General features: G+C 41.1%; 25 protein-coding genes. 10 read left to right on the top strand and 15 right to left on the bottom strand.

Annotation, left to right across the window (positions count from 1 at the left end):
- Positions 1-56 precede the first annotated feature (56 nt).
- The 5 genes from H6G14_RS09780 to H6G14_RS09800 all read right to left on the bottom strand — a co-directional run bounded on the left by H6G14_RS09780 (position 57) and on the right by H6G14_RS09800 (position 3,246).
- Positions 57-1,307, bottom strand: coding sequence for a Mur ligase family protein (locus H6G14_RS09780; RefSeq protein ID WP_190567364.1), 1,251 nt, complete (start codon positions 1,305-1,307; stop codon positions 57-59).
- A 64-nt stretch (positions 1,308-1,371) separates the two neighbouring features.
- Positions 1,372-2,160: a Uma2 family endonuclease gene (locus tag H6G14_RS09785; protein WP_190567247.1), complete on the bottom strand. Its 789-nt coding sequence runs from the start codon at positions 2,158-2,160 to the stop codon at positions 1,372-1,374.
- Positions 2,161-2,386: 226 nt separating this feature from the next.
- On the bottom strand, positions 2,387-2,512 hold the full coding sequence (locus tag H6G14_RS09790) for a photosystem II protein Y (RefSeq protein WP_010995199.1): 126 nt from the start codon (positions 2,510-2,512) through the stop codon (positions 2,387-2,389).
- A gap of 37 nt (positions 2,513-2,549) precedes the next feature.
- Entirely contained in the window at positions 2,550-2,738 is a 189-nt protein-coding gene (locus H6G14_RS09795; RefSeq protein WP_190567249.1) for a hypothetical protein, read from the bottom strand.
- Complete coding sequence (locus H6G14_RS09800) at positions 2,716-3,246, bottom strand: gamma carbonic anhydrase family protein (RefSeq protein WP_190567251.1); 531 nt, start codon at positions 3,244-3,246, stop codon at positions 2,716-2,718. The genes H6G14_RS09795 and H6G14_RS09800 overlap by 23 nt, the downstream gene beginning before the upstream one ends.
- A 242-nt stretch (positions 3,247-3,488) precedes the next feature.
- Here H6G14_RS09800 and H6G14_RS09805 point away from each other — a divergent pair, with 242 nt between their 5' ends.
- The 5 genes from H6G14_RS09805 (at position 3,489) to map (ending at position 9,155) form a co-directional block, all read left to right on the top strand.
- The gene (locus tag H6G14_RS09805) at positions 3,489-3,998 is read left to right on the top strand and encodes a TIGR02652 family protein (RefSeq protein WP_430382016.1); all 510 of its coding nucleotides are present in this window, start codon (positions 3,489-3,491) and stop codon (positions 3,996-3,998) included.
- A 131-nt stretch (positions 3,999-4,129) separates the two neighbouring features.
- Complete coding sequence (locus H6G14_RS09810; RefSeq protein WP_190567253.1) at positions 4,130-4,558, top strand: VOC family protein; 429 nt, start codon at positions 4,130-4,132, stop codon at positions 4,556-4,558.
- Positions 4,559-4,671: 113 nt separating this feature from the next.
- On the top strand, positions 4,672-7,509 hold the full coding sequence (locus tag H6G14_RS09815) for a M16 family metallopeptidase (protein ID WP_190567255.1): 2,838 nt from the start codon (positions 4,672-4,674) through the stop codon (positions 7,507-7,509).
- A gap of 210 nt (positions 7,510-7,719) precedes the next feature.
- Complete coding sequence (locus H6G14_RS09820) at positions 7,720-8,193, top strand: cupredoxin domain-containing protein (RefSeq protein WP_190567257.1); 474 nt, start codon at positions 7,720-7,722, stop codon at positions 8,191-8,193.
- Between the two features lie 134 nt (positions 8,194-8,327).
- Positions 8,328-9,155 carry a type I methionyl aminopeptidase gene (map, locus tag H6G14_RS09825; RefSeq protein ID WP_190567259.1) on the top strand — a complete coding sequence of 276 codons (828 nt, stop codon included), beginning with the start codon at positions 8,328-8,330 and terminating at the stop codon, positions 9,153-9,155.
- A gap of 147 nt (positions 9,156-9,302) precedes the next feature.
- On the opposite strand, the gene H6G14_RS09830 is transcribed toward map, so the two are convergent.
- The 6 genes from H6G14_RS09830 to H6G14_RS09855 all read right to left on the bottom strand — a co-directional run bounded on the left by H6G14_RS09830 (position 9,303) and on the right by H6G14_RS09855 (position 14,115).
- A complete protein-coding gene (locus tag H6G14_RS09830; RefSeq protein ID WP_190567261.1) occupies positions 9,303-10,697 on the bottom strand; it encodes an AtzE family amidohydrolase in 1,395 nt (464 codons plus the stop codon).
- Positions 10,694-10,882 (bottom strand): DUF4089 domain-containing protein, encoded by a 189-nt coding sequence (locus H6G14_RS09835; RefSeq protein WP_190567263.1) that lies wholly within the window; start codon positions 10,880-10,882, stop codon positions 10,694-10,696. The genes H6G14_RS09830 and H6G14_RS09835 overlap by 4 nt, the downstream gene beginning before the upstream one ends.
- Positions 10,883-10,888: 6 nt before the next feature.
- Complete coding sequence (locus H6G14_RS09840; RefSeq protein ID WP_190567265.1) at positions 10,889-11,236, bottom strand: DUF952 domain-containing protein; 348 nt, start codon at positions 11,234-11,236, stop codon at positions 10,889-10,891.
- Positions 11,237-11,313: 77 nt separating this feature from the next.
- Positions 11,314-11,889 carry an REP-associated tyrosine transposase gene (locus tag H6G14_RS09845; protein ID WP_190567266.1) on the bottom strand — a complete coding sequence of 192 codons (576 nt, stop codon included), beginning with the start codon at positions 11,887-11,889 and terminating at the stop codon, positions 11,314-11,316.
- A gap of 80 nt (positions 11,890-11,969) precedes the next feature.
- Complete coding sequence (locus tag H6G14_RS09850) at positions 11,970-12,392, bottom strand: KGK domain-containing protein (RefSeq protein ID WP_190567268.1); 423 nt, start codon at positions 12,390-12,392, stop codon at positions 11,970-11,972.
- A gap of 211 nt (positions 12,393-12,603) precedes the next feature.
- Positions 12,604-14,115 (bottom strand): thioredoxin-like domain-containing protein, encoded by a 1,512-nt coding sequence (locus H6G14_RS09855; protein WP_190567270.1) that lies wholly within the window; start codon positions 14,113-14,115, stop codon positions 12,604-12,606.
- Between the two features lie 494 nt (positions 14,116-14,609).
- Here H6G14_RS09855 and H6G14_RS09860 point away from each other — a divergent pair, with 494 nt between their 5' ends.
- Positions 14,610-15,908, top strand: coding sequence for a diguanylate cyclase domain-containing protein (locus H6G14_RS09860; RefSeq protein ID WP_190567365.1), 1,299 nt, complete (start codon positions 14,610-14,612; stop codon positions 15,906-15,908).
- Between the two features lie 44 nt (positions 15,909-15,952).
- Positions 15,953-16,513, top strand: a complete 561-nt coding sequence (locus H6G14_RS09865) for a sugar O-acetyltransferase (RefSeq protein ID WP_190567272.1) — start codon at positions 15,953-15,955, stop codon at positions 16,511-16,513.
- Here H6G14_RS09865 and H6G14_RS09870 read toward each other — a convergent pair.
- The gene (locus tag H6G14_RS09870; protein ID WP_190567274.1) at positions 16,510-16,890 is read right to left on the bottom strand and encodes a calcium-binding protein; all 381 of its coding nucleotides are present in this window, start codon (positions 16,888-16,890) and stop codon (positions 16,510-16,512) included. The two genes, H6G14_RS09865 and H6G14_RS09870, sit on opposite strands and share 4 nt — an antisense overlap.
- A gap of 424 nt (positions 16,891-17,314) precedes the next feature.
- Here H6G14_RS09870 and H6G14_RS09875 point away from each other — a divergent pair, with 424 nt between their 5' ends.
- A complete protein-coding gene (locus H6G14_RS09875; protein ID WP_190567366.1) occupies positions 17,315-17,686 on the top strand; it encodes a hypothetical protein in 372 nt (123 codons plus the stop codon).
- Between the two features lie 101 nt (positions 17,687-17,787).
- On the opposite strand, the gene H6G14_RS09880 is transcribed toward H6G14_RS09875, so the two are convergent.
- A complete protein-coding gene (locus H6G14_RS09880; RefSeq protein ID WP_190567276.1) occupies positions 17,788-18,741 on the bottom strand; it encodes an RsmB/NOP family class I SAM-dependent RNA methyltransferase in 954 nt (317 codons plus the stop codon).
- 198 nt (positions 18,742-18,939) lie between these two features.
- On the opposite strand from H6G14_RS09880, the gene H6G14_RS09885 reads away from it, so the two are divergent.
- A complete protein-coding gene (locus H6G14_RS09885; RefSeq protein ID WP_190567278.1) occupies positions 18,940-20,370 on the top strand; it encodes a DUF2157 domain-containing protein in 1,431 nt (476 codons plus the stop codon).
- Between the two features lie 187 nt (positions 20,371-20,557).
- The gene (locus H6G14_RS09890) at positions 20,558-21,277 is read left to right on the top strand and encodes a GDYXXLXY domain-containing protein (RefSeq protein WP_190567279.1); all 720 of its coding nucleotides are present in this window, start codon (positions 20,558-20,560) and stop codon (positions 21,275-21,277) included.
- On the opposite strand, the gene H6G14_RS09895 is transcribed toward H6G14_RS09890, so the two are convergent.
- Positions 21,274-21,516, bottom strand: a complete 243-nt coding sequence (locus H6G14_RS09895) for a hypothetical protein (RefSeq protein ID WP_190567280.1) — start codon at positions 21,514-21,516, stop codon at positions 21,274-21,276. The two genes, H6G14_RS09890 and H6G14_RS09895, sit on opposite strands and share 4 nt — an antisense overlap.
- Positions 21,517-21,666: 150 nt before the next feature.
- Positions 21,667-22,431: a circadian clock KaiB family protein gene (locus H6G14_RS09900; protein WP_190567281.1), complete on the bottom strand. Its 765-nt coding sequence runs from the start codon at positions 22,429-22,431 to the stop codon at positions 21,667-21,669.
- Between the last annotated feature and the right edge of the window lie 40 nt (positions 22,432-22,471).

Below are 22,471 nucleotides of genomic sequence, written 5' to 3' on the forward strand. Positions count from 1 at the left end.
CTGGAAGTCCCTTACTGCTAATTGTTATCTATTTCCTAGTTTCCATTCTCTAATCTCTAATCTCTAGACCCTAAAAAATGACCAATTAAATATAATGAACCACATAAGACTACTAAATTATCTGTTGAGTTGAATGCGGTTTCTAGGGCTAATAGTAAATTTAGAAAAGTTTGACAAGTGCTTAATTTTGGACAAATATCACTAGCTAACTTGGATAAAACCTCTAGATTAGCTGAATTATTATCTGGTACTGGAACTAAATATAATTGGTCATTTGGTCTTAATAAAGCTTGAAAAATATCGGCGTGGTCTTTCGTAGATAACATCCCCATAACCCAAGTGACTGATTGAGTATTTAGGGTATCTACATAGTTGCGTAACACTTGAGCCGCCGCCGGATTATGAGCGCCATCAATTAGTAATTTGTGGCTATTCCAGTTAATCCATTGCATTCGCCCTGGCCATTTAGTTTTTGCCATGCCATTAATAATTTCTGCTTCAGAAATCTGCCAGCCTTTTTGTTGCAAAATTTCTAAAGCTGCTAGTGCCAAAGCAGAATTATTGAGTTGAATTTGTCCTTGTAAAGGCAGAGGATATTTAATTGTTTTTGTATCTTGAATACTTTGATATTCTGCTAATTGGGGAGAAATTTGACGAGCAGGTTGAGGCAGAATTAAAGGACATTGTAATTCTTGAGCGCGCGATCGCACTACTTTTTCTGCATCCGGTGGCAACATCCCCACCACAGCCGGACAACCAGGCTTAAGAATACCCGCTTTTTCCCCAGCAATATCAGCTACAGTCGGCCCCAATTGTTGCCAATGTTCCCGACTGATAGAAGTTATCACTGTCACCAAAGGATCAGCAATTACATTAGTAGCATCCAACCGTCCACCCAATCCTACTTCTACCACCGCCACATCAACTTGTTGCTGGGCAAAATATAACCAAGCGGCGGCGGTAATTACTTCAAATAAAGTCGGGTACTCATCCGAGTTAATAGCGGACTTAACCTGTAGTAATAATTGGCACAACCCCTCAGCAGAAATCTGATGTTCATTCAGGCAAATACGCTCTGGCCAATCTACTAAATGCGGCGAGGTATAGCGTCCTGTACGATAACCAGCTTCAGTCAGCACAGATGACAAATAAGCACAAACCGAACCCTTACCATTTGTACCAGCCACATGAATCACCGGAACATGGTGATGAGGATTACCCAAATTAGCTAACAGGCTATTAATCCGAGCCAGTCCCAAATTAACGCCAAAATGATGAAATGGTTGCAGTAGAGAATCTATATTCACGATTAGGGGATTGGCTGAAACTACTTTGGCATTGTTAACTACTCTTGGTATAAGTAACAACAGCCTAACCTTCTGTTCCGTCTGTCAGCAAACTATCGGGATCAATCCCTTGAGATTGTAGGTAGGCGATTAAGCGTTCTTTTTGTCGGCGTTCCTGTTCAGCACGTTGAGCTTCTTGTTCAGCCCGTTGTTTTTCCTGTTCAGCCCGTTGGCGTTCTTGTTCCACCATCTCTACAGCCCAAGGTAACAAATTACCCGATTCATCCCACCACCGCAACCAATAGCCAGTTCTCCCTTCTTTTGTCCCGCGCCAAGTTCCTAAATGTAATCCTATAGTCGCTATCCAATGGCGACCATTTTCATCTGGTTGCTTTAACTCATAGTGACCATTTTCTAGTTGATGAAACTCCAACAATCCACCATCTGGGTCAAAAATGATGTAGATGGGAACTTGTAAAATTTGTTCGTAGAAAAACCACTTCCCCGGCGGGTAGGTGCGCTTTGATGAATACTCTTCTCCTTCTGTCTGGGATAAAAATTCCATGACTATCGCTGGAATTTCCCCTTCTAAATGAGGAGTATAGCTGGTGCGATCGCCCACAATTTGATTTACACGGGGTATATATACCCAATCTGCTGCTTTAGCAATAAATTGCCCATTGACTGTGGCACATATCGCAAAATTCGAGGCGATTAACATTTGCTCTTGGATGAACCCACTAATTTCTAAGCTTTCACGCAAAGCACCAGCCAGGATTGGCTGACCTGTATTTTCCACCGGTTCATCCTCTAGCTGGAAATCATCGGGCAATGGTTGCCAACAAATATCTAGTGGCGTGATTTGGGCTACCATAAGCAAGATTTTGGCATTTTTTCAAATTGTATCACTGAATTGGTACAGCTAATTCAGTCAAGAAATCAATAGTCAGTAGTCAGTAGTCCAAAAACCTTGATTTTGCCAAAAAAGTCAGAAAATTAGTAACACTGCGTAAGTCCTGCCAATCCCCAACCCCCAAATTAAAACCGACTATCTCAGTAAAGAGAACAGTCGGTTCAGAGTTACGATTTTTAACTGAGATTTAAGCTTCTCTGTTCAAAAAGTTTTGAACTTGTCTTATGGCAGCAGCACCAATATTAAACGCAGCCCAGCCAGCAGCAACGGCAATTGGCGCTAAAACGATCGCTACACGAAAATCAATATCCATATCTAAACCCCTCTATCACGTAGAAATTAAATTTTTGTCAACTGTCCTCATTTTTATTTTTAGCTGAAGTGGGCAATTTTTCTACATAAATTTGTAAAGAAAGGTTAAATTTGTCAATAGTCAGTAGTCCATAGTCATTGGTCAATAGTCCATAGCCATTCTTGTTTACTTCTTTTGCTCCCCTGCTCCCCTGCTCCCCTACTTCACTCTTGCGGATAAAAGCCAATATCACTACCCTTACCAGCGTGAACTAACGCTAACTTTTTGTAACGTTCGGCGTGTTGAATCAGGTCTGCGGCTTCTTCTGGAGTGATGGGACGTAAAACTTTACCTGGAACACCCACAACCAGAGATAAGGGGGGTATATTTTTAGTTACTATCGATCCAGCACCTATGATGCTACCAGCACCTACGCGGACTCCATCTAAAATTACTGCGCCAATGCCAATCAAACAGCCACGTTCAATGTGGGCAGAATGAATGACAGCCCGATGTCCGACGGTAACATGGTCTTCTAGTACTGTTGGCAAACCAGGATCACCGTGTAAAATAGCTCCATCTTGAATATTTGTGCATTCACCAATTTCAATGCTTTCTACATCTGCCCTCACTACTGCTCCGTACCAAATGCTTGCTCCTGCTGCTATTTTGACTGAACCCATAACAACAGCATTGGCGGCGATAAAGGCGGCTTGAGAAAAATCGGGAGAAGGCCAGTAAGAAGTGGTAGACACGATAGAATATAAATATGGTACCCAGGAACACTGGAATAACTCCATCCTTGGAGGCTGGTTGCAAAACCAGAATATCACAGAGTCTCACCTCCAAATTGAGGAAGACAACGGTGAAAGTTGTTCTGGCTGCGATACCGTATACTTGCAGCAACGAACAATTCCCCCAGTATGGTGGAACCGAAGTGTAAAATCCAACCCACTGGTGCTGGTGAATACGAAATTATGTTTGTACGCACTTCATGATGAATCCAGCCTTGCAGTACCCTATATTTGGCCCTGATATTCAGTGTCCCCATTGTCGCCAGACGATTCCGGCGCTGACACTGACTGATACCTATTTGTGTCCTCGTCATGGCGCTTTTGAAGCTAATCCCAAAACGGGAGAGCTAGTTCATCTACAGTCTGGTCGCCATTGGCGGAGATGGAACAACGAATGGTATCGACAGCATACTCATCCCGATGGTATTCGGTTTGAAATCCACGAAGCTTTAGATAAGCTATATACCCAAGGCTACAGAGCTACAAGGGTAGTTATCGCCAAGCGTTATCAGGAATTGATGAGTGGTTATTTAGAACGCAGCACACCTTGGCGTTCTGGACAGCCGGAAACCTCATCGGCGAGACTCTACGGCTTACCTGTGGAATTTAGCCCCGAATCAACAGATGATCCTTGTTGGGAAGTGATTAATTTTGATTTGGATAAAGAACCGGGTGTTCCTGTGCGCTACCCTTATTTCAGATTATTTGAATAAGAGTCAGTAGTCAGTAGTTAGTAGTCAGTGGTTATCAACAACTGACAACTGACAACTGACAACTGACCACGACACCTTGTGGATGACTGTATTTAATTTTGAATTTTGAATTTTGAATTTTGAATTGATTCATGCACCACGCTTCTATTCGGACTGCGAATATCCATCGCGCGATCGCCTTTTATGAAATACTAGGATTTACGGTCTGTGAACGCTTCACTACAGGCTATACCCTCGCTTGCTGGATGGAAGGACTAGGCGGCAGAATTGAACTGATCCAAATTCCTGAACCAAAACCAGCCCCAGATGCTTTTGCAGATGAGCATTATGTAGGTTATTATCATTTGTCATTTGATTTAACCGAGACTACCCCAGATTTACCTAGCTGGTTGACAAATTTACAAGAACGTGTTTTACAGATAACAGAACTATCACCATTGAAGATACTTTTAGAACCGACACAACAGCAAATAGGCGATCGCATTTTTGAAGTGGCCTTTATCGCTGATACTGATGGATTGCCACTGGAATTTATTCGACTTTTACCGAAACTTAACTGAGTTTATAGTGTACTTTTATATACAAAGTGATGTGGCTCACATAATATACGCACAAAAGGATTAAACTGGTTTTGTACATAAAAATATATAAACTCAACGCATCTACCAAATAAATGTCTGCATTATCTATCTGGTGTCGCTACCGTTTTTATGTGTTATTGTTGAGTGTTTCTTTAGTTACAGTATTATTTTTCAGTAATAACCCTGCTGAAAGCCAATACAAAACTACATTGAGTCGAGTCAATTCCCCAGCAACATTAGTGGCGAACAATCCCCATCAATTCCGAGTCACAGAAAACGTCCACAAAACCGTTTTGAACAATGGTTTGACCGTATTCATCAAGGAAGTACCGACTGTACCGGTTGTCAGTGTACAGGTATGGTACAAGTTTGGTTCACGCCATGAAGAATCAGGTGTCAACGGCATCGCCCATCAATTAGAACACATGATGTTTAAAGGCACAAAAAGCCGTCCTATTCAATTTGGAAGTTTATTTAGTGCTTTAGGTAGTGACTCTAACGCCTTCACCAGTTATGACCAAACAGCATATTACGGCACAGTAGAACGGGATAAGCTCAAGGCCATGCTAGTCTTGGAAGCAGACAGAATGCAAAACGCCCTCATTGATGCTGACAAATTAGCTAGTGAAAAGCGCGTAGTCATTTCCGAATTACAGGGCTATGAAAATAGCCCAGAATACCGCCTCAATCGCGCAGTCATGCAGGCGGTATTTCCCAATCATCCTTATGGTTTACCTGTAGGTGGTACTAAGGCGGATGTAGAAAAATTTCCAGTTGAAAAAGTACAAAAATACTATCAAGACTTTTACAGCCCCGATAATGCCGTGTTAGTCATTGTCGGCGATTGCCAAGCAGAAGAAACCTTGGCAACAGTAAAAGAGATATTTGGCGGTATTCCTCAGCGTCAAAAGTCAAAAGTCAAGAGTCAAGAGTCAAGAGTCAAGAGTCAAGAGTCAATAGTCAAAAATCCCATAGTTCTAAGAGAACCAGGTGCGGCGGGACTGTTACAAGTGATTTACCCCCTACCGCCAGCGAGTCATGCGGATATGCCAGCCCTAGAGGTAGTAGATTATATCTTGACTGAAGGGCGCAATTCTCGACTATATAAAGCATTGATAGAATCGGGTTTAGCCAGTGAAGTAGAAGCTTCTGTTGGTGGTTTGCAACAGGCTGGTTGGTATGAATTGTTGGTGACGGCAGATCCAGACCAAGATATAGGTAAAATTGACTCGGTATTGAATAAGGCGATCGCTAATCTTGCCCGCACAGGTGTAAAAACAGAAGAATTAGCTAGAGCTAAAAGACAGTTAGAGGCTGCCATAATTTTGAGTAACCGGACTATTACTGATCAAGCCATGCAGTTAGGCAATGATGAGACGACTGTTGGTGATTATCGCTTTACAGATTATTATTTATCAGCAATTAGGCAAGTAACTTCAGCAGATGTAGCGCGGGTAATTAATCAGTATTTACCAAAATCTCACCGGAAAGTAGGTATTTTTCAACCAACGACATCTACCAACACCAAAGAAGTTGGCAACAAAAAGTCAACACAACGCACACAAGAAAATCTCGCTGGCGACTCATCTGTCACATCATCCGAGGTGATGAAGTATCTACCATCTCTAGATACCACAACAGATAATATTCCACAGAAGTCTCAAACACGTTTACCACAGCAGTTTACTTTAGCTAATGGTTTGCAAGTATTTTTGCTACCTGATAAAAGTACGCCTACCGTCACCTTGAGTGGTTATGTGAAAGCAGGTACGGAATTTGATCCAGATGGACAAGCTGGTTTAGCCTCATTAGTAGCAGATAGCTTGATGAGTGGGACTAAAACTAAAAGTGCTTCGACTTTAGCTCAAGCGTTAGATGATAGGGGTGTGACTTTAGATTTTGCCGCGTATCGCAACGGTATGCGTATCCAAGCCGATAGTTTAGCTGAAGATTTTCCGGTGCTGATTCGGACATTAGCCGACGGACTGAAAAATAGTACATTTCCTAAAAAAGAACTGGAATTAAATCTGCAACAAGCTGTAACTTCTCTGAAAATGGAATTAGATGATCCCGGTGAAGTTGCTAGAAGAATTTTTCTGCAATCGGTATACCCCAAGAAACATCCCCTACATACCTTTCCTACAGTGGAAAGTCTGCGGAAGATTCGCCGTCAGGATGTGATTGCCTTTAGTCAGAAATATTATCGTCCAGATACTACTGTGTTGGTGCTAATGGGGGATTTTGAACCTCAGCAAGTGCGATCGCTCATTCAAGCAGAATTTGGTGATTGGCAAGCTAGTGGAGAACCCCCAAGTATAAACTATCCCCAGGTTGGACTACCAAAAACTACCACGCGAGAGAATCCAGTATTACCTGGTAAGACCCAAGCTATTACTTACCTTGGTTATGCAGGTATTAAGCGTCAAGATCCGAGATTTTATGCGGCGCTAGTGTTAAACCAAATTTTGGGCGGGGATACCTTATCTAGTAGATTAGGGGCCCAAGTGCGCGATCGCCAAGGTTTAACTTATGGCATTTATAGCGACTTCCAAGCCGAAAAAGATTTTGGAACTTTCTGGATTGAAATGCAAACCAGTCCTGAAGATGCGAATAAGGCGATCGCTAGCACCCAGCAAGTACTTGAGCAAATTCACCAACAAGGTGTGACAGCATCAGAAGTAGACACAGCTAAACGTACCTTGATTGGTAACTATAACGTTTCTTTGGCAGACCCAGAGGAGTTAACCAATAAAGTCCTGATGAATCAAGTTTATGGACTAGAATCGGGCGAACTACATTCTTATAATCAAAAAATTCAGCAAGTTACCTTAACCGAAGTTAATCAAGCAGCTAGTGAATTACTCCACCCAGATCAAGTAGTAGTAGTAACGGCTGGGCCTTCTATGGTTGCAAGACAAGGTGTAAGGTAAATAGTGATAACTGTTGACGGTTTACGGTTGTAGGGGTGGGTTTAAATACTGCCCCTATGGACTAATACCAATTCAATTCATCATTGCCACAAATCATTGGCTAAAGAAGAAGACGCGATTCATCGCGTCTCTACAGATGGTTTATTTGTCGCATTCTTTTTTTCAAATTGATATAACTTATTCCCGGAAATTCGCAAAATTGTATACGCCATGATTTCATTTTTATTACCAATAGCTCGTCAAATTTGCGTGTTTTTTACCCTGCTGTTATATTTTACTTTTACTAACACTAATTCTGCATTGGCGGCAAAAGAATCTAGTGATTTACTTAAACAACCTGTTGCGGAAATTACAGTATCTTTGGGTAATTCTGCTAACGAACTCAAGTTTGAACCAAATAACTTGGAATTAGTCGCTGGGAAACGTTATCTACTACACCTCAATAACCCCAGCCAATTGAAACATTATTTTACTGCCAAAGACTTTGCCGATGGGATTTGGACGCAAAAAGTGGAAGCAGGCAAAGTGGAAATTAAAGGGGCGATTCATGAACTGGAACTTAAGCCCGGTGCTGAAGCTGAATGGGTTCTCCTAGCCATCAAACCAGGAAAATATGGCTTACGCTGTCCCATCCCAGGACATACTGAAGCAGGGATGACAGGAGAAATCGTGATCAGTCCCTAGTCAGCAGTCAGCCATCATCTATATACGTATCTAGCAGCGAAAAATAAGTTAACTTAAGTATAGATATTATTTCTCAATTGTTTAGAAATAACCTGCAACCTTAGCGGCAAGGCGCAAGTAATAATTGATTTCCCATGAATATTCTCACCAACTTGCTTTCTCAAACACCTAAGCCATCACCTGCCAAAAAACAACGCCGGGGTATTGAAATTAAATCACCCCGCGAAATTGATATTATGCGAGAGTCGGCGAAAATTGTCGCCACTGTACTTAAAGAGATTTCCGGGCTGGTAAAACCAGGTATGACGACAGCTGACTTGGATGCTTATGCGGAAAAGCGTATCCGCGAAATGGGTGCAACACCAAGTTTTAAGGGCTATCACGGCTTTACTGGTTCTATTTGCTCTAGTATTAATAACGAAGTTGTACATGGTATTCCCAGTCATAAGAAAGTCATTCGGACTGGAGATGTCTTAAAAGTAGACACAGGTGCTTATTTTCAAGGCTTTCATGGTGATTCCTGTATTACGATCGCTGTTGGTGAAGTAACTCCAGATGCCGCTAAACTGATTCGCGTAGCTGAAGAGGCGCTATATAAGGGCATTGAACAAGTCAAAGCAGGTGCATACCTCCTTGATTTAGCTGGGGCAATTGAGGATCATGTAAAAATGAATGGCTTTACTGTGGTAGAAGAATTCACAGGACACGGTGTGGGACGTAACCTACATGAAGAACCGTCTGTATTTAACTACCGCACCAGAGAAATGCCCAATGTGAAACTGCGTGCAGGGATGACATTGGCAATTGAACCCATTTTAAATGCAGGTTCTAAACACACCCGGACTTTATCCGATCGCTGGACGGCTGTAACAGTAGATAATTCTCTATCAGCCCAATTTGAGCATACAGTTTTAGTCACAGAAACCGGTTACGAAATTTTAACCGATCGCACAAAGGTTTAAAAAAGAATAGGACACACAAACCACTTGTAGAGACGCGATTCATCGCGTCTTCCTCAGCCAATGATTAATTTGTCAATAGTCCATAGTCAATATTCAAAATCAAGGTTTTTGGACTGTGGACTATTAACCACCGAAGAGTTTTTTAGTTCAGCACGTAAGTCCTAAATTTACCTGACTCACAGCTGAAACTACACCTTGGGCTTCTAATACAGCCGCTACCTGTAAAATCAAAGCTTCATTGTATGGGGCGGCTATTAACTGCACACCTAAAGGTAAAGTATTGGGACGCTGAATTGGTACTGATAAAACAGGTAAGCCAATAAAAGATAGGGGTTGAGTGAACAATCCTAAATGGGGACGTACTAGAATTTCTTCCCCATCTAAAATCATTGTCTGTTGACCGATTAGCGGTGCTGTAATAGGTGTAGTAGGGGCGAGAATTACATCGACATTCTGAAAAACTTCACGGATGCGATCGCGGTACCATTGCCGAAAGCGTTGTGCTTGTATATACCAATTACTGGGAATTAATGCCCCTGCCAAAAAGCGATCGCGTGTTGCGGGGTCAAAATCTTGGGGACGTGTTCTTAATTTATCTAAGTGTAAATTTGCGCCTTCGCTGGCGGTAATTACAAATGCGGCTGCCCTGGCGCGGTGGGCTTCTGGTAAAGTTACGTAATTGGTTACGTTTAAAGCATTGGCTACTTCCTGCACGGCTGCTAATGCTGCCGATGTTGCCCCTTTTTGGAAATAATCATCAGCGATCGCTATTTTAATATGAGAGATATCTTGATGGAGTTGCTGTAAAGTGGGGTTTGCAGGTCGTTGAGTGCAGATAGGATCGCGATCGTCTTCTCCTTGCAAAATATCAAATATTGTGGCGATATCCGCAACGGAACGGGCAAAGGGGCCAATGTGGTCAAAACTAATAGAAAATAAAGCCACCCCACCACGGGACAAACGCCCGTAAGTCGGCTTAAAACCAAACACACCACACAAAGCCGCCGGGACACGAATGGAACCATTAGTATCAGAACCCAAGGTAAAAGGAACCAACCCAGCCGCCACCGCCGCCGCCGAACCACCAGAGGAACCCCCAGCCACTCGCTGTAAATCATGGGGGTTACGAGTAGCACCATAATGGAAATTTTCTGTAACAAATCCGTAGGCGTACTCATCCATATTTAAAGCGCCTACCAACACCGCACCAGCTTGTTTCAGCTTGGCGACTGCGGTTGCATCTCGCCTAGCTGGCGGATTTTCGGCATTGATTTTTGCACCCGCCAGAGTCGTCAAACCAGCAATATCAAATAAGTTTTTTACAGCAAAAGGCACACCAGCCAGTAACCCAGGATAATTACCTGCGGCTATTTCCCTATCAATAAGTGCTGCATCCGCCAAAGCCGTTTCCCTAGTTACAGCAGTAAAACAATTCAGTTCTACATCCTGTGCTGCTATCCGCGCTAAAGCAGCCTGCGTCACCTCTACGGCGGTAACTTTACCCTCACGTATAGCTTTAGCGATGGAGACAGCATCATTCATGGTTTAAAGACAGGCGCAGGTTCTATTGCTTCTGGTAGTGGGAATGAGTTAACAAGTTGAGCGATCGCTTTTATTCTCTCAAAATTTGCCACCACTCCATCCCGATACTCATTTTTTATCGGCAAATCCAATAGCAACGCCGTTTGTTCAACATACACACCCAACGCTTGATCTTTCATCTCCATACTTATCTACCCTAAACTTACAACCTCTGGCGGCAACTCAAACAACCCATTTTCCCCAAGCTCAAAATCAATCACCTGATACACAGCATCAAGATTCAACTCGCCATAAATATGCGGAAATAACTCACCATCAGCCGTCTCATAACGAATTTCTGGTTTAACTTGATCAGCATTGATAAAAAGTAACACTAATTCCGTTTGGTGATGAAAAAATCTATTAGCAACCTTGAGTATTTGTGTTGCTTGAGAAGAGTGAATAAATCCTTCAGTATCCAGCGAATCTGCACGGTAGCTGCCGACATTTTTTGCTTGTTCCCATTGTTGACGTTTGGTAATGTGGAGAATAGTCTTCATATTTGATTTATTAAAGTCTTGAATATTGAGTAGGGTGGGCATTGCCCACCAATTATCTCATTATTTAGTAACCAAACTCATTCTCCAGCTTTTTCTAAAATTTTATCAAAATCAGGTATTTGTATTCTCTCCCCAGAACATGAACAATACCAATTGCTAGAATAAATACCTTTTCTCACAAATTTATGGAAACTAGAATAATCCCATAAGTGAGGACAAGAAACTAAACCATGCTTAACTGGATTGTAATGGATATAGTTCAAATGCTTTTCAAAATCAGCTTCATCACGTATGGTATGTTCCCAAAAACGACGTTGCCATACATTACTTTCCCGGTGTTTACGGCGTGAATTAGATAAATTTTCAGGTAATATTGTTTTACTACCTAGTGAACGGGTAAATAAAACTTTTAATCTGCCAATTCGTTGGGAATAATTTTTGTCTTCAGTAGGTAAAGTCCAGAGAAAATGGATATGATCTGGCAAAACAACTGCGCCCTCTATTTCAAAAGGCATTTCGGAACGTACTTTTGCTAGAGCAGAACGCAAGTGAGAGATATTTTCTATGTTTGAAAATATTGGGTAGCGTTGGTATGTCACCAATGTTAAAAAGAAAGTCCCACCTGGCAAATATGCACGACGATATTCAGGCATATTGGTGAGTTAAATTATAGGTTTTGGAACAATTTTTAGTGTGTATTTTTACATAATATTTTTGGTGGGCAATGCCCACCCTACTGAGACTGAATTATTTGGCGAAGGTCATCTAGAGGTGATGGAGGTTCGATATTTTCATTTAAGAAAAATTCGAGATTTACGTTATATTCTGGTTTTTTTAAATCAGGATTGACAGAAATATTGATCTTAATTTGTCCTGTTTCCCAACCTTTACTACCTATTTTAAGAACTTGACACTGTATGCTCAATTTATATTCTATTTCTTTAATTGGAATATACTGATTATCTCCAAGAGAGATATTTCTCAATAAATCACAGACATAACTATCAGGTTTTTTAGTCACCTGATTGTAAGTTCCTTTATTCCATTTAGTTTTGATATCACCTTCGATTACCTGTTTTAACTTTCTTACTTGAAATGTATCAGTTCCAATCAAGATAACATCATCGCTATCTAATAGAATAATTTTATTATTCATACCAATTTATCCAGGTTATTTAGATTTAGGAATCTAAGTCAATTATCAATCTTCATGTTCATTTTAATCTCTTGTTTGTAAGAAATATCTAGTAAGAATACGGAAATAATAGTTCCATTATTTCTTATCTCACGCAGAGACGCAGAAGCACAGAGAAAACTTTGTGACTTTGCGTCTACCCTGCGGAAACGGCTTTGTCGAATGCGCGAACTTAAAAGTTATTGGGAATACAAACATCAGGCGCACATAAACCATTAAATTGCATCGTCATCACCTCCAAAGTCTGTAAATCCACACGGCGAATTACATGATTATTCGTATCACTAATATACAGATATGAATCCATCGCACTCAATCCGGAAGGTTCAAAAAAGCGAGTGTTTTTCCCTTGACCATTTTGTAACCCAGCCGAACCATCTCCCAGGACAGTTTGACAATTACCAGTATGAGGACTAACTAATTTAATTTTGTGGTTATATGTATCTGCTACCCACAAATAATTTTGAAAATATTCCACCCCTAAACAATGCTGTAAACTGACATCTTCACCCTGTCCATCGACATCACCAAAACCGAATAAACCACCACTACCACAAACGGTTCTGACTTCCTGAGGTTCCACCAGTCCTACACCACGAATGGAACTGATTTCACTATCAGCAATGTATAATTCTTGTTCATTATTAGTGATTCCACTAGGTTGGGCAAAAACTGATTCTGTAAGGGAACCATCAAGACAACCTTCCGCACCAGTACCTGCATAGGTTTTGACAAAGCCGCTTGCTAAATCCATTTGCCAAATTTGATGGATTCCTGCCATCGCAATGTATAAACTATTCCCGACTTTCGCCAAATCCCAAGGGGAGTTTAAGGTAGTTTCTAAACCAGCACCCCCATGCGGTTGTATATTGCGGCTTTGTTCACCTGTCCCTGCAATGGTTTTTACTATTTGCTGATTGATATCAATCTGCCGCAAAGCATGATTATCTGTATCAGCGACGTAGAGAATTTGATTTTCGACATCAAACGCCATTCCCTGGGGTGCAGAAAACTGCGCTTCCTGAAAAGTACCATCAGTTAAGCCTGATTTCCCGTTACCGATTAAATGCAGAATCTCGCCGTCGAAATCACTCACAACTATGCGGTGATGTCCAGAGTCAGCGACGAATAACCCTGCTGGGGTGGCTAGGACTTTACCGGGAAAGGCTAGAGGTGTAATTAATGGTTGATGCTGTTTTTCTAGAGTTAGGCTGAGTTGTTGGAAATTAATTGCGCCTTGATGTTCCTGAATGACTTGTGTAATTAATTGGTCTAACTTATCTCGATTTCCTTCACCAGAAACGTAGCCAATTACATAACCTTTGGGGTCGATAACCATTAAAGTAGGCCAAGCACGCACCGCATACTCTTGCCATACACGAAAACCTTTGTCTACTAATACTGGGTGTTCAATATCGTAACGCAATATAGCCTGGCGGATGTTTTCGGTTTCCTGTTCGTTGTCGAATTTGGCAGAATGGACACCAATAACTGTCAGGCTGTCTTTGTATTTTTGTTCCAGATATTTCAAGTCTGGCAGAACGTGGAGACAGTTTATACAACAGTAAGTCCAAAAATCTAAAATTACAACTCTACCTTTAAGTTGCTTAATAGACAAAGGTTGTTCAGTATTCAACCAAGGATAATTTTGCGGTAGTTCTGGCGCTCTTACACGGGGAATCATAAATATAGTTGGATTTACGAAGACCTTAATTCTGGAAGTAAAGAATAATCAGAGAATAGAGAGGATGATAAAGTTTTTAAGTACAAGTAAAGGCTACGTAACAAGAACAAATTTCTCCCCTATATTTCTTTTAGTCTTTACTTATAGTAACCAATATTTTGTTATTTAAACTACCACAATACTTATTTAAATATATGCAAATATTATGGTGTCAAATATGCTTGTTGCTCATATTTTTTGTAACAAATAAGATACAAAAAATAATTTTCTTGAACATGAAAATTTTATCATCATCGGGTGATTGCAAATATTTTTTATTTGATGAACATCAGGAAAACTTGCCAGCAATTAACACAATCTTTAATCTTAAATCAAGAGTTTATTCAAGCAAGTATACCGATATTTTAGAGATTGATTATCATAGAATAAATAACTTTCAGATTGAGTTGATGCTAACAACAATATCTGAACATTTGCAAACAGGTAGTTTTAACATGGTCTCCCGCAAAATCCTAGTTGTTGAGGATGAAGCAGCCCTGGCGTTAAATATTAAAAATAGTTTACAAAAATTGGGATATAATGTTATAGAGGTTACAAATTCTGCTGAAGAAGCAATTAAAAATGTAGAGGAGAAACACCCAAACTTAGTATTATTTGATATCTGTTTATCTAGAGAAATTAACGGGATTCAAGTAGCAAATATTATTCAAGGTAATTTTCACATACCAGTATTATATTTAGCCGAGTATTCACAATATTTAGACTGGCAAAATAAACAACTAGATGAGTCTTTTGCTTATCTGTTAAAGCCATTTGCAGAAAAAGATTTACACTTTGCTGTAGAAATGGCTTTAAAGCAGTATCAAATTCACGAAAGATTACAGGAAGCAGCAGAAAAAAAAGCAGCCATTATTAATAGTATGGGTTGTGGGGTAATTGTTACCTTTACTAATGGTCAGATTCAAATGATGAATCCAATGGCGGAAAGACTTACAGGTTGGGTGCAGCATGAAGCTTTTGGGAAAGATTTAGCCGAGGTTGTGAATCTAGTTGATAAGGATATGGACGAGGTAATTGATAATTTGGCTACACAGGCGATGCAGACTGGCGAGATTGTCAATTTACCAGAAAACTGTACTCTCATTTCTAAGGATGGTAGAGAGATACCTATAGGAGATAACATTGCACCTATCCGAGATAAGATGGGTAATATTACTGGGGCAGTATTAGTTTTTCAAGACATCACTCAACGCAAGCAGTCAGAAGTGCAATTACTCCGCAATGCTTTTTATGATGGACTGACGACGCTACCCAATCGAATTTTATTTTTAGACCGCCTCAAACAAGCAATTGAACGTAGCAAACGCCGCAGTGATTATCGTTTCGCTGTGTTGTTTTTAGATTTAGATGGTTTTAAAGGAATTAACGATCGCTTTGGACACGGAATAGGAGATGATTTTTTAGTAGCGATCGCTCATAGATTAGAATCCTGTGTACGTAGTGGAGATACTGTAGGGCGATTTGGTGGGGATGAATTTGCCGTGTTGTTAGAAGATATTAGAGACGTTAACGACGCTATCAACGTAGCCAAACGCATCCAAGATACATTAGGATTACCATTAAACCTAAATGGACATCAAATATTTACCACAGCCAGCATCGGTATCACTTTAAATGGTGGTAGTTATGACGAACCAGAAAGCCTATTAAAAGATGCAGACCAGGCTATGTACCGCGCTAAACAACAAGGTAAAGCTCGTTATGGCGTATTTAATAAAGCTGCTAATTGTTAGTTTTATGTGAGAGTGGTAATAGGTGATTGGTAATAATTATATATATGGAAAAAACCGAAAAACAAAAAATGCTCGCAGGTGAATTATACCTAGCAGATGATCCAGAATTAGCAGCCGAGAGTAAACGAGCTAGTCGTCTGTTGCGAATGTATAACGCCACAACCGAAGAACAACCAGAACAACGCAGGCAAATTTTAAAAGAATTATTTGCTCAAATAGGCGAAAAAATCACCATAGTACCGCCGCTTCATTGTGATTACGGTAGCAATATCTACGTAGGCAATGGAGTATATATGAACTACGGTTGTGTAATTTTAGACTGCAATAAGGTAGAAATCGGGGATAATGTCTTGTTCGCTCCCTACGTGCAGATTTATACTGCCTACCATCCGACAGAACCGGAAATTCGTCTATCTGGAAGAGAATTAGCCGCTCCCATCAAAATTGGTAATAACGTCTGGATTGGTGGTGGTGCAATTATTTGTCCAGGGGTAACAATTGGGGACAATACCACTATTGGTGCTGGGAGCGTAGTTGTAAAAGATATCCCTGCTAACGTTGTAGCGGTTGGGAATCCTTGTCGGATAATTCGCAATTTAGCCTAAAATTTATATCCCCTAGCTAACCAATATAACCAATCGGCGATCGCTTCTTGAGTGTCGTCATCCACATCAATAGCCTCTATATCCGAAAGCTTCGCAGAATATACATCATCTTCCTTACCGCCGATATAAGCAACTTCCACATACATATCTTTCAAACAATCATCCTCTGGAGCCATACCCAATACCTCAACAGCTTTCTCTTCAATAGCTGAGGTTTTGCGAGACTTCTTCTTCCACTTACCCATAAAGGGAAACTCTAAAGTATCGTCCAGGTAGTAGTACCAACCCATTGCTCTTTCTTCTTTATCTTCAGCATCGACAACAATTTCTGTTTCAATCCGATGCTCCCTGGTTTCGTCGCGTTCTACACTAGCCATAAAACAAAAACCCTGCTCAATATACAGTTTGATATGGTAGCCTGTTGAGCCATATCTGTCGATAATTTAAGGGGTCTTTAGGTATTTAAATTTGCTATCTGCTGAGTTAGCGGTTGCTAGCTCCCTGGCTTCTTCAACAAGTCGGGGATGTGACCACTCATAACCCTAACCCTTGTCTCTTACTCAATCAGTACATTCAAACATCAAAATAGACTTCCAATAATACATAGCAGGAATTTAAAAAACTTCCTTGCTCTAGAAATAATTTATAACTTGTGTCAGATGAATTAGTAGTTTTTTATCGTTAACTTAAAACTGTGGTGAGAGCTTTCATTAAATTTCACTGCTAACTCAGACTGTAGGTACAAACAAGGAAGTACCGCCAGTGTGAGGAATATTGACACCAAATTAATGGAGTATGATGATGGCAAATTTATTTTCTAAGGTAATCACTCATATCAAGTTTCTATTTCAAGAGTTTCAAGTAAAGCGTTTTTTTGCGATCGCCTTAGTTGGTTTTTTAGTATTAACCACCAGCCTCAACTCTAGCATTGACTCTGGACGTAGCAGTGATGCGGTAACTAGAAGGCTTGACAGAGTTGTACATCAGGATGACGCTGATAGACCCAAAACCACTGGAGAATGGAATAGAGAAGCGCGTCAAACAGAAGATGCTCCTGGTGAGAGAGCTAAAAGAATTGCCAAAGAATCTGGAGAAGCAGTAAAACAATTCGGTTCTGTCTATCCAGACACCGCTAAGAGAAGCGCTGAGGACTTACAAGATAATAACCGATAAGCGAATAATACCTCTAATACAACCTCAAGGGACACAATGTTTGTGTCCTTTTATAATTTGTATATTGATTAATCATTGCGACTTAACTACGGTACAAAGATTTAGAATTTTTGAATAATACCTAAATCATCTAAAATCTGTGGATCTAATTCTTTAACTGCTCCTATTTCAGTATTTTTAAAAAGCGCCGTAAACGCACCAGCACCTAATCTATCTTGTGGGAACAACCGATAACAAGGAATATTTGCTAAATGAGACTGATACTCTTGTAAATGATTAATCGTCACTGCTTGAAACTGGGGAAAACGTGACAAAAACCATTCACACACCTGCTCATTTTCTTCAGGGGAGTAAGTACAAGTCATATAAGCAAGATAACCTTGTGGAGCAACAATTTGTGCAGAATTAGCGATGATTCTTTTTTGGCGATTTGCACTCTTGTTAATAGCCGTAGGATGAAAACATCCTGGTGCTTTCTCTCCTTTTGCTAAGAGAGATTGTCCAGTACAGGGGGCATCAACTATAACTAAATTACTAGATAAGGGAATATTTTCCGCAAAAATACTAGAATCTCTATTAAATATAATAGAAGGGCTAATCTGACAACGTTTTAAATTAGAAATTAACATTCCTAAACGTTTACCAATCACCTCATTACAAATGATTAATTCTGGCTGTAAAGCTTGCCATGCAAAAACACTTTTACCACCAGGAGCAGCGCACATATCAAAAACTAAGCTTACTGATTGAGGGATTGTTAATAAAATAGACGCTGCAAATACAGATGAAAAATCTAAACAATAGAAATATCCTTGATGATGTAAGGTATGCTGTCCGGGTTTTTCTCCCAGGTGCAGACGGTCAACAAATTTTGGTTGCCAACTTAATGGAGATTCTACGGAAAAAGGTGAAATATCAGGCTGATTTTGACACCACAGAATACAGGGATTAAAAGGCTGAGGAGCAACTAACGCATCGATAAATTTTTCTTGTTTATCAGGATTTTCAAACAAACGTCGTGCGAGTTTAAGCAGTAAGTTCGATGGTTTTTCCATTAGTAAAACGGTAACAGGAGAACAACGCTTAGAAGTGGCTTGGCTTCATAATACTAGGGAATGGGGAATGGGAAGAGGTAGGGGAGAAGAGAACTGTTGACTGATGACTGATGACTGTTGACTGTTGACTGTTGACTAATGACTCCATGCGTAAATCCGAAATGATGGGCAAATTACCCTAGCGCAGTGGAGAGGGTTATGATTTTTGACAATTTTCAGCGAAGATTGCGACGAGATGCGGAATTGTGGCGTGATGAAGGAATAATTAGTGCTTCGCAGTATCAACAAATTGCCGATCGCTATAAATTTAAGAATCTAGAGATTGCTGCACGCGATCGCTTTATGATGATAGCGATCGCTATTGGCGGTGTTTTGTTGGTTGTGGGTGTCTTTACCTTCGCGGCCGCTAACTGGTTTTCTTGGTCACGAGAAGTCAAATTCATCTTGATGATGAGTTTATTTTTCTTTGTGAGTATCACAGGTTTTTACACCTGGAGAGAGCCGACACTGAAGAACAAAGAAGGAAAAAAGCCCCAGCAGAGTAAGCGTTTCTTAGGCGAAGCGTTATTAATTTTTGCGGCTTTTATCCTGGGTGCAAACCTCATCCTCATGGCGCAGATTTTTAATATCACTGGTTCTACTCCGGAACTATTTATCGCCTGGGGATTTGGGGTTTCCTTCATGGCTTACAGCCTATCCCTCAATTCCTTGGGAATTATGGCCATCGTCCTAGTACAGATTGGCTACTGGGCTGGACTGGGAGATTTATGGTACTCTTCCGGCGAATGGGGTTGGGCGCGGCTAGCAGTCCGCCATATGCCATTGATATCATGGCTATTGTTTGTCCCCTTGGCTTACTTTTGCCGTTCGCGGTGGATTTTCTTCTTAGCAGCCATCTTCTTTGCTAGTTCCCTGCAATTCAACCTCAACCCTCTACCATTGCTGAACTTTTCTGACGTAGCTCCTTGGGTGGCATCCTTTGCATTAGCACTGCCTCCTGCCATATTCTGGAGTTATGACGATCTGTTATTTCCCACCATAAATTATCGACTATTTCAACCCCTAGCGCGTAACTTAGCCTTAATCGCTTTTGGCTTAGTCTTTTATGCCCTTTCCTTTCGTTGGCAATGGCAAGGATTGTCTTACAATTCCTTTGGGTCAATGAGTAACAGCAACTTTTCTTCTGTCTCCGTCATTGATTTGGGGATTCTCAGTGGTCTTGCAGTATTACAATGGTTATTTCTCTTACGTCAAAGAAGTAACCCTCCCCGTCGGGAAGTTGTTTTTAATACTACTTGGATTGCCACTTTCTTGGGCTTTATCGTCGTAGTACCATTCTGGCATCAAGCCATCAACCGCATTGGCGACCTCGGCAGTTTTATTTTCAACGTGCTTTTAGCCGTGCTGTCCTGGGGATTCATTCAGGAGGGGCTGAAGTTAAGTGATCGGCGCTCCTTTTGGGGCGGTATGCTATTGTTAACTTTACTAGTAATTAGTCGGATGTTAGAGTACGACACCGATTTACTGTTTAGGTCAATGGTTTTCTTGATGTGCGGTTCCATCTTAATCAGTACCGGAATGTGGTTTGAAAACCGCCTCACCGGTTCTTCTAACAAGAAGTCCAGTTGATTGAATCGCCAGGAAATGAGGGAGCAAAAATTCAAGAATTTTGAATTTTGAATTTTGCGAAAAGTTCTGTAGGCGGGTTTCCCGCCGTAGGAAACTTTTCAAGACGAATTTTGAATTGACTACTCCCCAGTCTGCGTAAGTCCTATGTCCGCTTTCCCAAAACACCATTACTTCTAGGACTAGGCTTATGGCAAGTGAATCCTCCGAATCGGGCAAAAGTAAAACTTTGTCTCCCGAAGCAGAATTTTCTAAAAAGCTGACTTTTCGTGATTATTTGGCTGCTACTGAACAAAAAAGCAACCAGCCTTTACCTTTTTGGCGGTTATTGTTGCCCTTAATTTTGCAAACAGGGCTAATTTTGTCAGTACCTACTCAAGCCATGTACACCAATATCACAGGTAGAGAGGTAATATTACAAACTTTACCTGCTGACCCTGATAATGTGTTACGAGGTTACACCCTCAATCTGGATTACAACATATCTCGTATTTCCAATTTACGGCGGCTTCCTGGTTGGGAAGAGTTATTGAGAAGAAATCGGGGTAGGGGTAGACAACTAGTTGAGGGAACCAACTTATATGTCATTTTGCAAGAGCAACAATCTTTTGGTCGCGGTACTCCTAGAGCTTGGCGACCTGTGCGCGTGAGCAGCAATTTACCTATGTCCCTCCGAGATAATCAAGTAGCGTTGAGAGGGGTTTATCAGAATGGCTTTATTAACTATGGTGTGGAATCATACAACGTGCCTGACGAGCAACGCCAGCAGTTAAATAACGACATTTTCCGCGCTGCTCGTCAAACTAGAAACGGACAGTTGCGACCACTAGCAGTCAAAGTCAAGGTAGACCCCCAGGGTAATGCTGTACCGATGAGTCTATGGGTGCGCGATCGCAATTATCGTTTTTAGTCTTCGTGATGACGCACATTCCATGCTACACCGAAAGCTGCTCCGGCTCCGGCTAATAAGCCTGTACTCATCCCTTCTACCGTCTTTTGGGTTGGGCTTTGAGTCAGGCACTCATTTGTAACTTTATCAGCTTGCAAGCAAAGAGTACTCTCTGCCCAACTAGTAGTTCCCCCTAAAATTACACCCGTTACACTACAAGAAGCCACGAGCAGCAAGAGGCGTTTGGTTTTCCTATCCATAGATGGATGTGTCAAAGGTTAAATATATTAAGCATTCCTCAATTACTTTACACATCCACAACGTTTCTGTCAGCTGATGGGAAAAATTTATCGAGAGTTCCATCAAATGTACTGAAGAACGGTAATTCTTTGGTAGTATTGTCGAAAACTTTAGCCCTTATCCATAGCACCTAACATTTGTAATATTTTGTCGGCGTTGTCCAAGTCGCCAACCATGCGCCGAATCGGCAAAGGCCAAACTTTCACTAAGGTGGGAGTGGCGGAAACCTGATCAATTTCAGCCTGTTCAGGATTAGTTAAGACATCAATCACCTTCATAGTGTAAGGATATCCTAGCGATCGCTCCAATAGTTCATGCAGATTTTTCAAAATCCGTTCTGTATTCGCACTATGTCCAGCCACGAACAACCGCAAAACATAGGTTTTGAGTGGCGCTTTTTGGACTGTGATAGCCGGTGGATAATATTTGGGAGCCTGTTCAGACAAGTCTAAGTTGACAATTAAATCATGGTCTTCCCATAGTTGGGGGAATGAGGAGCGATAAGTTGATAATACCAGGCGATCGCACAAACCCTCTTGCCAAGGAGATGGTTGCCAAACCAAATCTCCCGTGCTAAAAATAGCATTCAACACAGCTTGATGTTTCAGTACTCCAGGGGAAGCTTCGGCAAACGTTTTTACCTGCTGCGTCTGAGGGTCTAACCAATGGTCAACCGTCGCTGTATAGCAAGGAACTAAAAAATGAGGCGGTTCCGGTAAGTCTAAAATTTCCTGCAATGCAGCACACAAATGGGAATGCCATCGACCTTGCTTATGAGGGTCGATGCAATAAATTAAATCGCCTCCCGGTGTAAACAAGGCAATACCCTTGTATAACCGAGGTATAGGTAAGTTATCTGGAGTCGATTTAGTCACAAGCTCCCAAAACTGAACGGTAATTAGGTTAAGACTTACA

The organism is Nostoc parmelioides FACHB-3921 (genome assembly GCF_014696625.1).
In the GTDB taxonomy this organism is placed as follows: Bacteria; Cyanobacteriota; Cyanobacteriia; order Cyanobacteriales; family Nostocaceae; genus Trichormus; species Trichormus parmelioides.

Excerpts from the sequence above, each read along its gene's own strand:
- H6G14_RS09890 (WP_190567279.1), top strand. The coding sequence starts at position 20,558 with ATGGCAAGTGAATCCTCCGAATCGGGCAAAAGTAAAACTTTGTCTCCC.
- H6G14_RS09860 (WP_190567365.1), top strand. The coding sequence starts at position 14,610 with ATGGTCTCCCGCAAAATCCTAGTTGTTGAGGATGAAGCAGCCCTGGCG.
- H6G14_RS09820 (WP_190567257.1), top strand. The coding sequence starts at position 7,720 with ATGATTTCATTTTTATTACCAATAGCTCGTCAAATTTGCGTGTTTTTT.
- H6G14_RS09845 (WP_190567266.1), bottom strand. The coding sequence starts at position 11,889 with ATGCCTGAATATCGTCGTGCATATTTGCCAGGTGGGACTTTCTTTTTA.
- H6G14_RS09830 (WP_190567261.1), bottom strand. The coding sequence starts at position 10,697 with ATGAATGATGCTGTCTCCATCGCTAAAGCTATACGTGAGGGTAAAGTT.
- H6G14_RS09865 (WP_190567272.1), top strand. The coding sequence starts at position 15,953 with ATGGAAAAAACCGAAAAACAAAAAATGCTCGCAGGTGAATTATACCTA.
- H6G14_RS09835 (WP_190567263.1), bottom strand. The coding sequence starts at position 10,882 with ATGGAGATGAAAGATCAAGCGTTGGGTGTGTATGTTGAACAAACGGCG.
- H6G14_RS09880 (WP_190567276.1), bottom strand. The coding sequence starts at position 18,741 with ATGGAAAAACCATCGAACTTACTGCTTAAACTCGCACGACGTTTGTTT.
- map (WP_190567259.1), top strand. The coding sequence starts at position 8,328 with ATGAATATTCTCACCAACTTGCTTTCTCAAACACCTAAGCCATCACCT.
- H6G14_RS09875 (WP_190567366.1), top strand. The coding sequence starts at position 17,315 with ATGGCAAATTTATTTTCTAAGGTAATCACTCATATCAAGTTTCTATTT.
- H6G14_RS09810 (WP_190567253.1), top strand. The coding sequence starts at position 4,130 with ATGCACCACGCTTCTATTCGGACTGCGAATATCCATCGCGCGATCGCC.
- H6G14_RS09885 (WP_190567278.1), top strand. The coding sequence starts at position 18,940 with ATGATTTTTGACAATTTTCAGCGAAGATTGCGACGAGATGCGGAATTG.
- H6G14_RS09790 (WP_010995199.1), bottom strand. The coding sequence starts at position 2,512 with ATGGATATTGATTTTCGTGTAGCGATCGTTTTAGCGCCAATTGCCGTT.
- H6G14_RS09840 (WP_190567265.1), bottom strand. The coding sequence starts at position 11,236 with ATGAAGACTATTCTCCACATTACCAAACGTCAACAATGGGAACAAGCA.
- H6G14_RS09815 (WP_190567255.1), top strand. The coding sequence starts at position 4,672 with ATGTCTGCATTATCTATCTGGTGTCGCTACCGTTTTTATGTGTTATTG.
- H6G14_RS09785 (WP_190567247.1), bottom strand. The coding sequence starts at position 2,160 with ATGGTAGCCCAAATCACGCCACTAGATATTTGTTGGCAACCATTGCCC.
- H6G14_RS09870 (WP_190567274.1), bottom strand. The coding sequence starts at position 16,890 with ATGGCTAGTGTAGAACGCGACGAAACCAGGGAGCATCGGATTGAAACA.
- H6G14_RS09805 (WP_430382016.1), top strand. The coding sequence starts at position 3,489 with ATGAATCCAGCCTTGCAGTACCCTATATTTGGCCCTGATATTCAGTGT.
- H6G14_RS09855 (WP_190567270.1), bottom strand. The coding sequence starts at position 14,115 with ATGATTCCCCGTGTAAGAGCGCCAGAACTACCGCAAAATTATCCTTGG.
- H6G14_RS09850 (WP_190567268.1), bottom strand. The coding sequence starts at position 12,392 with ATGAATAATAAAATTATTCTATTAGATAGCGATGATGTTATCTTGATT.
- H6G14_RS09895 (WP_190567280.1), bottom strand. The coding sequence starts at position 21,516 with ATGGATAGGAAAACCAAACGCCTCTTGCTGCTCGTGGCTTCTTGTAGT.